At 69.9% G+C, this 12604-nt stretch carries 10 protein-coding genes and 2 riboswitches; of the genes, 9 read left to right on the top strand and 1 reads right to left on the bottom strand.

Features of this window, described 5'->3' with window-relative positions:
• Positions 1-23: 23 nt before the first annotated feature.
• Entirely contained in the window at positions 24-764 is a 741-nt protein-coding gene (locus tag FB391_RS09060) for an NUDIX hydrolase (protein ID WP_425462943.1), read from the bottom strand.
• 237 nt (positions 765-1001) lie between these two features.
• Between FB391_RS09060 and FB391_RS09065 the strand changes: the two genes are divergently transcribed.
• The 9 genes from FB391_RS09065 (at position 1002) to gcvP (ending at position 12531) form a co-directional block, all read left to right on the top strand.
• Entirely contained in the window at positions 1002-2681 is a 1680-nt protein-coding gene (locus tag FB391_RS09065; RefSeq protein ID WP_141894104.1) for an ABC transporter substrate-binding protein, read from the top strand.
• Positions 2682-2724: 43 nt separating this feature from the next.
• Positions 2725-3720, top strand: coding sequence for an ABC transporter permease (locus FB391_RS09070; RefSeq protein ID WP_141894105.1), 996 nt, complete (start codon positions 2725-2727; stop codon positions 3718-3720).
• 10 nt (positions 3721-3730) lie between these two features.
• Positions 3731-4813: an ABC transporter permease gene (locus FB391_RS09075; RefSeq protein WP_141894106.1), complete on the top strand. Its 1083-nt coding sequence runs from the start codon at positions 3731-3733 to the stop codon at positions 4811-4813.
• A complete protein-coding gene (locus FB391_RS09080) occupies positions 4810-5700 on the top strand; it encodes an ABC transporter ATP-binding protein (protein WP_141894107.1) in 891 nt (296 codons plus the stop codon). The genes FB391_RS09075 and FB391_RS09080 overlap by 4 nt, the downstream gene beginning before the upstream one ends.
• A complete protein-coding gene (locus FB391_RS09085; protein WP_141894108.1) occupies positions 5697-6563 on the top strand; it encodes an ABC transporter ATP-binding protein in 867 nt (288 codons plus the stop codon). The genes FB391_RS09080 and FB391_RS09085 overlap by 4 nt, the downstream gene beginning before the upstream one ends.
• Positions 6564-6636: 73 nt before the next feature.
• Positions 6637-7809: a MarP family serine protease gene (locus FB391_RS09090; RefSeq protein ID WP_141894109.1), complete on the top strand. Its 1173-nt coding sequence runs from the start codon at positions 6637-6639 to the stop codon at positions 7807-7809.
• Between the two features lie 62 nt (positions 7810-7871).
• Positions 7872-7968: riboswitch (glycine riboswitch) on the top strand.
• A gap of 1 nt (position 7969) precedes the next feature.
• A riboswitch (glycine riboswitch) is annotated at positions 7970-8068 on the top strand.
• A gap of 50 nt (positions 8069-8118) precedes the next feature.
• On the top strand, positions 8119-9231 hold the full coding sequence (gcvT, locus tag FB391_RS09095) for a glycine cleavage system aminomethyltransferase GcvT (RefSeq protein ID WP_141894110.1): 1113 nt from the start codon (positions 8119-8121) through the stop codon (positions 9229-9231).
• Positions 9232-9259: 28 nt separating this feature from the next.
• Entirely contained in the window at positions 9260-9643 is a 384-nt protein-coding gene (gcvH, locus tag FB391_RS09100) for a glycine cleavage system protein GcvH (RefSeq protein WP_141894111.1), read from the top strand.
• Positions 9640-12531, top strand: a complete 2892-nt coding sequence (gcvP, locus tag FB391_RS09105; protein WP_141894112.1) for an aminomethyl-transferring glycine dehydrogenase — start codon at positions 9640-9642, stop codon at positions 12529-12531. The genes gcvH and gcvP overlap by 4 nt, the downstream gene beginning before the upstream one ends.
• Positions 12532-12604: the final 73 nt, after the last annotated feature.

Consider the following 12604-nt stretch of genomic DNA (forward strand, 5'->3'; position numbering starts at 1 on the left):
GTCGGCGCTCCGTTCGGGATGGGTCAGTGGGCGACGTCGAGCGGGCCGCGGTCGGCGAGCTCGACGTCCTGGTTGTAGCGGTACAGCCGCGCGGGGCGATGACTGCCCGTGCGGAAGCGGTCGGTCGGGATGAGGGTGCCGGAGTTCTCGACCTGGCGACGGAAGTTGGCGGGGTCGAGCCGGCGTCCGAGGATGGCCTCGTACACCTCGCGCAGATCGGCGAGGGTGAACTCGTCGGCGAGCAGGCCGTGCGCGATGCGGCTGTAGCCCACCTTGTTGCGCAGGCGCCACAGCGCGTAGTCGACGATCTCGTTGTGGTCGAAGGCGAGGCGAGGGAGTGCGGCTGCGTCGAACCACTGCACGTTCTCGGTCGCGAACAGGGGCTCGACGGCATCCTCCGAGATCTCGTCGGCGCGGATGAGCGCCCAGTAGACGATGGAGACGACGCGCGTGGGGGAGCGGTCCACCGCTCCGAAGGCGTACAGCTGCTCGAGATAGCTCGGTGCCAGCCCCGTCGTCTCGGCGAGGGTGCGGGATGCCGCGGCATCCAGGCTCTCGGCGATGTCGAGCCAGCCGCCCGGCAGCGCCCACTGGCCCTCGTGCGGGTCGCGCGTGCGCCGGACGAGGGGGAGCGCGACCCGTGCCGCGTCGCCGCCCTCGAGCCGGCGCAGCGCGAAGATCACGGTCGACACGGCGACGCGCGTCGCGTCGGCGGAGGACGATGCGACGGTGGTGGGCGTGGTGTCGGCGGTTGTTCTGGTCATGATGACTCTAACTGTACCCGATCATAGTGTCAGAGTGACCTGAAGCCAAACCGGCAGCGACACAAAACGCGGATCACGACACCGAGGTCGAACCGTTGCCAAGACGTGACGAATCCGGGATGCGTCGCAGGGGAATGTTTGTTAGGTTTACGTTCAAACGTTTGTTAGGGAACAGAACTAATGGACGTACGGGTGCCCTGCACTCCTCCCTGCAATGCCGCACGAGAGAAAGAACCAATGATGATTCGAAACGCGAAGCGCCGCGCCGCGCTTCTCGCCGTCGCCGGGGCAGCGATCCTCGGTCTCGGCCTGTCGGGTTGTGCCGGTGGAGGCGGGGGCAACGACTCCTCCTCCGAAGGACGCACGCTGCGGGTCTGGGCCGGAAGCCAGACCCCGATCGAGGCGAACTTCAACCCGTTCTCGCCGACCGTCCTCCACGCCGCCCTCGGCCCGATCTACGAGCCGCTCTTCTTCTACAACAAGACCGCCGACGACGCCCCATCGCCCATGCTCGGCGAGAGCTTCGAGTACAACGAGGACGGCACCGTCATCACCGTCAAGCTCAAGGACGGCGTGAAGTGGAGCGACGGCGAGGACTTCTCTGCCGCCGACGCCGCCTTCACGTTCAACTACGAGCCCAACCACCGGGACGGCCTGGTCTCGGCCGAGGCTCCTGACGACACCACGCTCGTCCTGACGTACTCGACCCCGCAGTACACGAACGAGTTCCAGATCCTGGGCACCACGTGGATGCTGCCCGAGCACATCTGGAAGGACGTCGACGACTACTCGACGTTCACCGACGAAGACCCGGTCGGCACCGGTCCGTACGTCGTCGACAAGGTGACGGACGCCTCGTACACGGTCGTCGCGAACGAGAACTTCCGCGAAGAGGGCGTGCCCGCCATCAAGAAGGTGCAGTACATCGGCATCGACGCGAACCAGTCGGCGCAGGACCTGCTGACGGCCGGCAAGCTCGACTGGACCGGCATGTTCGTGCCGAACCCCGACTCGGTCACCGACAAGGGCGTCATCAGCATGATCAACACGCCGCAGGACCCCACGGTCCTGTACACGTGCTCGAACGCCGAGCTCGGCTGCACCGGTCCGCAGACCGACGTCGCCGTCCGCCAGGCGCTCAACGTCGCCATCGACCGCGGCACGATCAAGGAGAAGGCCTTCGTCGGCCTCACCGGCGACATCTCGCCCGCCTTCACGCTGATGCCGCGCGACGCGAAGTGGCTGGCAGACCCGGCGAACGAGACCAGCCCGCAGTCGCCCGACGCCGCTGCCGCAGGAGAGATCCTCGAGGCGGCCGGCTACACCAAGGGCGGCGACGGCTTCTACGGCAAGGACGGCACCCCGATCGAGCTGAGCCTCATCTCGGTGGACGGCTGGACCGACTACAACGACGCCGCCAAGCTGATCTCGGAGGAGGCCGCTGAGGCCGGCATCAAGGTCACCGCGTCGACCGTGCAGTGGCAGGAGTTCTCGGACGCCCGTCAGACCGGTCAGTACCAGCTGATCATGGGTGGCGTCATCGGCACCTCGGTCGCCGACCCGTTCCAGATCTACAAGGACTGGTTCACCGGCGAGTCGACCTCGCAGGTCGGCCAGGAGGTCCCGACGGGCCGCTGGAACTTCAGCCGCTACGACAACCCGATCGTCAACGAGGCCGTGGCCGCCGCAGCCGCCACGAACGACGAGGCGGTCAAGAAGGAGGCGTACGCCAAGGTGCAGACCGAGATCGTGCGCGACCTGCCCTACATCCCGCTCGTCATCAACGCCACCCAGACGTTCTACAACTCGAAGGACTTCACGGGCTGGCCGACCGAGGATGACCTGTACGCCTTCCCGCCCGCGTGGGGCTCGGTGGCGGCCGGCTACATCCTCCAGCACCTGGAGCCGGTGAAGTAATGCAGAACCGGGCAGAAGCCGCGGCACGGAGGAGCAGGCCGCAATGAAGTTCTATGCGCGGCGGATCGCGTTCTATGTGGTGACACTGTGGGCGACGATCTCCCTCAACTTCCTCCTGCCGAGGCTTCTGCCCGGCGACCCCGCCGACATCATGATCGCCAAGATGCAGCGTGCCGGCGGGGAGATCAGCGAATCCCAGATCCGCAACATCAAGGCCCTCCTCGGAGGGACCGATCAGTCGCTGTGGGAGCAGTACCTCAACTACTGGAGCCGGCTGCTCCAGGGCGATCTCGGCATCTCCATCACGAAGTACCCGACCCCGGTGGTGGACCTCATCTCGGCCGCGCTGCCGTGGACGGTGATCCTCGTCGGGCTCGCCACCGTCATCTCCTTCGTCCTCGGCATCGGCATCGGCGCGTGGGTCGGGTGGCGTCGCGGCACGTGGGTCGACCACTTGGTGCCGTTCACGACGGTGCTCCAGTCCATTCCCTACTTCTGGCTCGCTCTCGTCCTCGTCGCGATCTTCTCGGTCGCGCTGGGGTGGTTCCCGATCATCGGCGGCTACGACGTGTTCGAGTACCCCGACGGGCCGGAGTGGAGCTGGGCGTTCATCGGCAACGCGATCTACCACGGCTTCCTGCCGGCGCTCACGATCGTGATCAGCTCGGTCGGCGGGTGGCTGCTGGGCATGCGCAACATGATGGTGTCGACCGTGTCCGAGGACTACATCGTCACCGCGGAGGCGAAGGGCCTGAAGCCCATGCGCATCCTCCGCACGTACGCCACCCGCAACGCCGCCATCCCCTCGATCGCCGGCTTCAGCATCTCGCTCGGCTTCGTGGTCGCGGGCTCCATCGTCATGGAGCAGGTGTTCACGTACCCGGGTGTCGGAAAGCTGATGATCCAGTCCGTGCAGAACAGCGACTACGCGCTCATGCAGGGTGTGTTCCTCGTGATCACGATCGCGGTGCTCGCGGCGAACTTCATCATGGACCTCGTCTACGGATTCATCGACCCGAGGGCGCGCCACAATGTCTGAGGAAACCGAAGTGACCGACCCGCGCACCGCCGTCGACGAGCCTGGTGTTGAAGAGCCGCAGACGCTGTCGGACCGCACCATCGATCCCGCGATCATCGCGCCGGGCGCCATCATGACGCCGCCCGCGACCGTCGACATCGTCACGGCCCGCGACGAAGCACGGGCCGCGCGCCGCGGCATCCGTCAGCTGATGCCGCGCATGTCGCTCAAGCTCGCGGTCGGCCTGGTGATCGTCGTCGGCATCGTGCTCTTCGCGATCATCGCGCCGATCTTCGCGCAGGACCCCCGCGACTCCGACAACCCCGCTCTGCAGCCACCCAGCCCGGAGCACATCCTCGGCACGACCAAGCTCGGCTACGACGTCTTCGCCCAGTTGGCCACAGGTGCGCAGGGATCACTCATGGTCGGGTTCATCGCCGGCCTCATCGCCCTCGTGCTGTCGCTGATCTTCGGCATCGTCGCCGGATACAAGGGCGGCTGGTGGGACGAGATCCTGTCGCTGTTCACGAACATCATGCTGGTGATCCCCGGCCTGCCCCTCGTCATGGTGATCTCCAGCTACATGCCCGTGCGCAGCTGGCTCTTCATCGCCCTCGTCCTCGGCATCACCGGGTGGGCGGGCTCCGCGGTCGTGCTGCGGGCGCAGTCACGCTCCCTGCGCTCGCGCGACTACGTGGCCGCGAGTCGCGTCGCAGGGGAGAAGACCGGCCGCATCATCGCCGTCGAGATCCTCCCCAACCTGCTGCCGCTGCTGACCGCGCAGTTCCTCTTCGCCATCATCTTCGCCATCCTCGGCGAGGCGGGCCTGTCGTACCTGGGACTCGGGCCGACCGGCTCGATCACGTGGGGCACGATGCTCAACGACGCGCAGAGCGGGCAGGCGCTGGGAACCGGGGCGTGGTGGTGGTTCGTCCCTCCGGGCATCATGATCGCGCTCCTGGGCGCCGGACTGTCGCTCATCAACTTCTCGATCGACGAGATCATCAACCCGAAGCTGCGACTGGCACCGCAGAACGCCCGCCGGGTGCGCCAGGCCAGGCGCGCGGGCCGCGGCGTCGAGGCCGCCCACACCCCGAACGGAGCAGAGGCATGACGGGCGAGGCCGTTCTGACGGCGACCAATGTGTCGATCGAGTACGAGGTCGATCCGCCGGTGAAGGCGGTGCGCAACGTGTCGCTCACGCTGAACCGCGGCGAGATCCTGGGTCTCGCGGGGGAGTCGGGATGCGGCAAGACGACGCTGGCCTACGGCATGAACCGGCTGCTCAAGCCGCCGGCCCTCATGACCGCGGGCGAGGTGGTGTTCCACGACCGCTCGGGCGAGGACATCGACGTCGTGGCGCTCGCCGACGAAGAGCTGCGCCGCTTCCGCTGGGACAAGGTGTCGATGGTCTTCCAGGGCGCCATGAACTCGCTGAACCCGGTGATCAACATCCGGGCGCAGCTGTTCGACGTGTTCACGACGCACCGGCCGGAGATGTCGAAGCGGCAGAAGCAGCAGCGCAGCGAGGAGCTCCTGGAGCTCGTCGGTGTCGACCCGCAGCGGCTGTCGAGCTTCCCCCACGAACTGTCGGGCGGCATGCGTCAGCGCGTCATGATCGCGATGGCGCTCGCCCTGGACCCGCAGGTCATGATCATGGACGAGCCGACGACGGCGCTGGACGTCGTCGTGCAGCGCGGAATCATCCGCGAGATCATGCGCCTGCGCGAGAAGCTCGGGTTCGCCGTGATCTTCATCACGCACGACCTGCCGATGCTGATCGAGATCAGCGACCGCATCGCGGTGATGCTGCAGGGCGAGATCGTCGAGCTCGGCACCGCCACCGACGTCTACCGCCGTCCGCAGCACGAGTACACCAAGAAGCTGCTGTCGAGCTTCCCGAGCCTGCGCGGCGAGCGGGGCGACTTCGTGCGGACCGGCACGCAGTCCGTCGCGTCCACGCTGGGCGCGCGGGGCACCCTCGAAGGAGGCGCGGCATGACCGCCGAACCCACCGCCACCGCTCCCGCGTCGCGCACGCTGGAGGCCCGCAATCTCGTGAAGGACTTCCGGCTGCGCAACGGCCTGAAGGTCTCGACCCTGCACGCGGTGAAGGATGTGTCGTTCACCCTCGAGGCGGGGCGCACGATCGCGCTCGTCGGCGAGTCCGGATCGGGCAAGTCCACGATCGCGAGGATGCTCGCACGCTTGGAGACCCCGACGAGCGGACAGATCCTGCTCGACGGCAAGGCGACGGGCGGAGGACGCTCGGTCGCGGCCTACCGCGGCGATGTGCAGATGGTGTTCCAGGATCCGTTCGCGTCGCTGAACCCGTTCCACTCGATCGCCCATCACCTGGAGCGCCCGCTCAAGATCCACAACCCCGGGATCAGCCGGACCGAGCTGCGCCGCCGCGTGCTCGAGCTACTCGACCGGGTGCGGCTGGTCCCGAGCGACCGGATGGCCGAACGGCGTCCTCACGAGCTCTCGGGCGGGCAGCGGCAGCGCGTCGCGATCGCCCGCGCGCTCGCGCCGGGCGCACAGTTCATCATCGCCGACGAGCCGGTGTCGATGCTCGACGTGTCGATCCGGCTCGGGGTGCTGAATCTGCTCGCGCAGCTGCAGCGCGAGGACCATCTGGGTGTGCTGTACATCACGCACGACCTGGCGACGGCGCGTCACTTCTCCGACGAGATCCTCGTCATGTACCACGGCGACATCGTGGAGCGCGGCCCCGCCGATCACGTCATCCTCGACCCGCAGCACGAGTACACGCGCACGCTGCTGGGCGCGGCACCCGACCCCGAGAATCAGGGGATGCTGCGAGACCAGGTCCGCAGGGAGCTCGCGGCGCAGCAGCCCTGACCGGCGGGTCGCGGTCGTCTCCCAGGCTCTCTGCGTAGCCTGTCGGGACGGTTCGGCACGCGAAGGGATGGGCATGATCGTCGTCGACGTGCTGGTCGTCCTGATCCTGGTCGGAGCCTTGGCCGGCGGCATGCATCGCGGGTTCTTCGCGAGCATCGGCGCGCTCGCGGGGCTCGCCGCGGGGGCGGTGGCGGCGTTCTGGCTGACGCCGCTGGTGGGCACGTGGGTGCCATCGCCGATCTGGCGCGGCCCCGCGCTGCTGGTGACGGCCATCGGCCTCGTCGCGCTCGGCGCTGCCGCAGGCGCCGCCCTGGGCGCCGTGCTGCGGTCCGGCGCGGACCGGCTCAAGCTCGGCGGCGTGGAGCGCGCGCTGGGCGGCGTCGCCTCGGTGGTCGCGGCCGGCCTCGCGCTCGCGCTGGTCGCACCGGCGATCGCGGTCGCCGGCATCCCGGTGGTGTCGTCGGCCGTCGCGTCGTCCAACGTGCTGCGCGGCATCGAGGCGGCCACGCCCGACCCCGTCGCCGCCGCCCTGGCCGAGCTGCGCGGCGCCGTGCTCGACGACGGGCTCCCGGGCCTGGGCACGCTCCTCGGACCCGGCACGGTCGATCCCGCGCCGCCCGTCGCGCTGGACGATCCCGCGCTGCAGACGGCGGCGGCATCGGTCGCCCGCGTCTCGGGCAACGCCTACGCGTGCGGACGCGGTTCCAGCGGCACCGGCTTCGTGATCGCCGACGACCGCGTCGTCACGAACGCCCACGTGGTCGCGGGGGTCGACACGCCGATCGTCGAACTGCCGGGCGTCCCCGCGCGTGAGGGTCGCGTCGTGTACTTCGATCCGACCGACGACCTCGCGGTGATCGCCGTGGACGACCTGGAGGCCCGCCCGCTGCCGTTCTCGACGACGCTGCAGGCGGGCGCCGCCGCGGTCGTCCAGGGCTATCCCTACGGCGGCCCGTTCACGATGGTTTCGGCCGGCGTGCGCTCGGTCGGCACCGCGACCGTGCCCGACGTGTACGAGTCGTCCTGGAGCCCTCGCGAGATCTATGCGCTCGACGCCGAGGTGCGGCCGGGCAACTCGGGCGGCCCGCTGCTGACGGCCGACGGGTCCGTCGCCGGGGTCGTGTTCGCGCGCGCAGAGGACGACCCCCAGCTCGGCTACGCGATGACGATGGCCGAGCTCACCCCGGTGGCCGCGCAGGCGCCCCAGCTCACCGACCGCGTGTCGTCCGGGCGCTGCACGGACTGACGTCGCTGCGTCGATCAGCCGCCTCGCCCGGTATGCTGGCTCCGCAAGTCAACATACGGCCCCTCACCCGGGCGGGAGAGCCTCGGCAGCGCGATCGTCGAGCACCGAAGGAGCAAGCCTCCCCGCCAATCTCTCAGGTACGCGTACCGTTCGGGCAGGCCGACTCTGAAAAGCGATCCGCGCACCGTGGATCCGCCGACGGTGAAAGTCCGCACCCCTCGGGGGCGGGCGAAGCTCTCAGGCCTATGACAGAGGGGGAGTTCTACAGGCGTCGACAGGCGCCTGCCCGCCCACGACCGGGAGAACTCGATGACAGACCTTCGCACCACCGCCCTGCACGACCGCCATGAGGCGCTCGGCGCCTCGTTCACCGATTTCGGCGGCTGGCTCATGCCGGTGCGCTACACCTCCGACCTCGCCGAGCACCACGCGGTGCGCACGGCGGCGGGGCTGTTCGACATCTCGCACATGGCCGAGTTCGAGGTCACCGGCGCGGATGCCGGCACGTTCCTGGACTTCGCGCTGGCGGGTGCGATCTCGCCGATGCGCATCGGCAAGGCCAAATACTCGCTGGTGCTCGCCGAGTCCGGCGGCATCGTCGACGACGTCATCGTCTACCGGCGCGCGGACGACCGCTTCCTCGTGATCGCGAACGCCGGGAACCGGGATGCCGTCGCCGCCGCGTTCGCGGATCGCGTCGAGGGCTTCGGCGCCGAGGTCGTCGACAGCACCGATGAGTTCTCGCTGATCGCCGTGCAGGGGCCGGTCGCGCGTGCCGTCGTCGAGGCGGTCCCCGGCATCGCCGAAGTGCAGCCCCCGTTCGCCGACCTCGGCTACTACGCGTGGTCGGACGGCACCTTCGAGGGCGCCCCGCTGTTCATCGCCCGCACCGGCTACACCGGCGAGGACGGGTTCGAGCTGCTCGTGCGCAACGACTCCGCACCGGCGCTGTGGGATGCGCTGCTGGCCGCCGGCGCGCCGCTCGGCCTCGTTCCCGCCGGCCTCGCCGCCCGCGACACGCTGCGACTGGAGGCGGGCATGCCGCTGTACGGCCACGAGCTGTCGCTCGACATCGTGCCCGCTCAGGCCGGCCTCGGCCGCGTCGTGGCCGTCGACAAGCCTGACTTCGTGGGCAAGACCGCGCTCGCCGCCGTCGTCGCTCCCGACGCCCCGGTCCTCGTCGGGCTCGCCGCCGAGGGAAGGCGGGCCGGGCGCGCCGGCTACGCCGTGGTGGACGGCGACGGTGCGGCCGTCGGCGAGATCACCAGCGGCGCCCTGAGCCCGACGCTGGGGCATCCCATCGCCCTGGCCTTCGTGTCGCCGGCCGTGAGCACCGCCGACACACCCCTGTTCATCGATGTGCGCGGCACCCGCGTGCCCGCCACCGTCACCGCTCTCCCGTTCTATCAGCGCGCCCGCTGAGCCACCGACCCGCACACCGGAGGAACCCATGACCGACCTGACCGCCCTCAAGTACACCGCCGAGCACGAGTGGGTCGCCCTGGACGGCGACACCGCGACCGTCGGCATCACCGAGTACGCCGCCGACAAGCTCGGCGACGTCGTGTTCGTCGAACTGCCGGCCGTCGGCAGCGCTGTGACGGCGGCCACCGTCGTGGGCGAGATCGAGTCGACCAAGTCGGTCGGCGAGCTCTACGCCCCGCTCACCGGCGAGGTCGTCGCCGTCAACGACGCCGTCGTCGACGACCCCTCGCTCGTGAACGCCGACCCGTTCGGCGCGGGGTGGCTCGTCAAGATCACGGTGGACCCGGCCGCGGTCGAGGGACTCCTCGACCGCGACGCCTACGTCTCGCTCACGGGCGGCGCCGAATGACGGGCCTGTTCGCCGACCGTCACATCGGGACGGATGCCGCCGCCCAGCGCACGATGCTCGACGCGCTCGGATACGACAACGTCGACGCCCTCGTCGAGGCGGCGGTGCCGGCATCCATCCACGCGAAGCCGCGCACCACCAGCGACATCCCGCCGGCGGCGACCGAGGCCGAGGCCCTTGCCGAGCTGCGGGCACTGGCGGCCCAGAACCGCACCGCGCGCCCCATGATCGGCCTCGGCTACGCCGACACGTTCACGCCGTCGGTGATCGCCCGCAACGTACTCGAGAACCCGTCCTGGTACACCGCGTACACGCCGTACCAGCCCGAGATCTCGCAGGGGCGCCTGGAGGCGCTCATCAACTTCCAGACGATGGTCACCGATCTCACCGGGCTCGCCACCGCCAACGCGTCGATGCTCGACGAGGCGACCGCGGTCGTCGAGGGCATGCTGGTCGCCCGCCGCGGCTCGAAGTCGACCTCGAACGTCTTCGTCGTCGACGCGGACGCGCTGCCGCAGACCCGCGCGCTGCTCGCCCACCGGGCGGCCGCCGTCGGCATCGAGCTCGTGGTGCTGGACCTCGCGAACGGCGCGACGCTGCCCGACGAGCACTTCGGCGTGCTGGTGCAGTACCCGGGCGCCTCGGGGCGCGTGTGGGATCCCTCGGGAGTCGTGGATGCCGCACACCTCGCCGGCGCGCTGGTCGTGGTCGCGGCCGACATCCTGGCCCTCACTCTGCTGCGCTCGCCCGGCTCGCTGGGCGCCGACGTCGCCGTGGGCACCACGCAGCGGTTCGGCGTGCCGCTGGGCTTCGGTGGTCCTCACGCGGGCTACATGGCCGTGCGCCAGGGGCTCGAGCGCCAGCTGCCCGGGCGTCTGGTCGGCGTCTCGCAGGACGCGGCCGGCCACCCCGCCTACCGCCTCGCGCTGCAGACCCGCGAGCAGCACATCCGGCGCGAGAAGGCCACGTCGAACATCTGCACGTCGCAGGTTCTGCTCGCGGTGATGGCGTCGATGTATGCGGTGTACCACGGACCCGACGGGCTGCGCGCGATCGCGACCGACGTCGCGAAGAAGGCCGAGGCCCTTGCCGGGCGCCTGCGGGAGTACGGGCTGTCGCTGCGTGCGGACGCGTTCTTCGACACGATCCGCGTCGCCACCCCCGGGCCGTCGCGCCGCGTGATCGAGCGCGCCCGCGAGCGCGGCTATCAGCTGGCCTGGGTCGACGACGCGACGGTCGGTGTGTCGGTCGACGAGACCACGACCGCCGACGACCTCGCCGCCGTCGCCTGGGCGTTCGGGGTTCCCGAGGGCGAGTTCGCCGGTGCTGGTTCGCAGGGCGAGCGCTCGTTGCCCTTCGTGGATGCCGCACCCCTCGCCGCGGTGCCGGTCGAGCTGCACCGCATGGAGGAGTTCCTCACGCACCCGGTGTTCACCTCGCACCGGTCCGAGACGGCGATGATGCGCTATCTCAAGCAGCTGTCGGACCGGGACTACGCGCTGGACCGGGGCATGATCCCGCTGGGCTCGTGCACCATGAAGCTCAACGCGGCGACCGAGATGGCGGCGGTGTCGTGGCCGGAGTTCTCGCGCGTGCACCCGTTCGCGCCCGAGGAGGATGTGCACGGCTACCTCGCCATGATCGAGCAGCTCGAGGTGTGGCTCGCCGAGGTGACCGGGTACGACGCGGTGTCGCTGCAGCCGAACGCCGGGTCGCAGGGCGAGCTCGCCGGTCTCATGGCGATCCGGGGCTACCACCGCGCAAACGGTGATCTCGGCCGCACCGTGTGCCTCATCCCGTCGTCGGCCCACGGCACCAACGCCGCGTCCGCCGTGCTCGCGGGCATGCGTGTCGTCGTGGTCGCGTGCGACGACGCCGGCAACGTCGACCTCGACGACCTGCGCGCCAAGATCGCCACGCACGCTGACGAGCTCGCGGCGCTCATGATCACGTACCCGTCGACGCACGGCGTGTACGAGCACGACGTGCTCGACATCACGCAGGCCGTGCACGACGCCGGCGGGCAGGTGTACGTCGACGGTGCGAACCTCAACGCGCTCCTCGGCTACGCGCGCTTCGGCGACCTGGGCGGCGACGTCTCGCACCTCAACCTGCACAAGACGTTCGCGATCCCGCACGGCGGCGGCGGACCGGGCGTCGGCCCGGTGGCGGCGAAGGCGCACCTTGCGCCGTACCTGCCGAGTCACCCGCTGTCGCAGCGGCGCGACCACCCGGGCGGCGTCTTCGACGGCGGACCGATCTCGGCCGCACCGCACGGGTCGGCGAGCATCCTGCCCATCTCGTGGGCGTACGTGCGCATGATGGGGACCGACGGGCTGCGCAGCGCCACGGCTGCCGCCGTGCTCGCGGCGAACTACATCGCGTTCCGCCTGCGCGAGCACTACCCGGTGCTGTACGCGGGCGAGGCGGGCCTCGTCGCGCACGAGTGCATCCTCGACCTGCGCCCCCTGAAAGAAGCGACCGGTGTGAGCGTGGACGACGTGGCCAAGCGCCTCATCGACTACGGCTTCCACGCCCCGACGATGTCGTTCCCCGTCGCGGGCACCCTCATGGTCGAGCCCACCGAGTCCGAGGACCTGGGCGAGATCGAGCGCTTCATCGAGGCGATGATCGCGATCAAGGCCGAGGCCGACCGCGTCGCCGCGGGGGCGTGGCCCGCCGATGACAACCCCCTCGTGAACGCCCCTCACACGGCCGAATCCGTGGTCGCGGGGGAGTGGACCCACCCGTACCCGCGCGAGACCGCGGTGTACCCCGTGCACGCCCTCGTGCGTACCAAGTACTGGCCGCCGGTGCGCCGCATCGACCAGGCGTACGGCGACCGGAACCTCGTGTGCGCGTGCCCGCCCATCGAGGCCTTCGCCTGACGCGGTCCGGACGACGGGATGCCGGTGCCCCCGGCATCCCGTCGGCTTCCGTCGTGTCTCAACCCTGGCCCGT

This window comes from Microbacterium kyungheense (assembly GCF_006783905.1).
GTDB lineage: Bacteria > Actinomycetota > Actinomycetes > Actinomycetales > Microbacteriaceae > Microbacterium > Microbacterium kyungheense.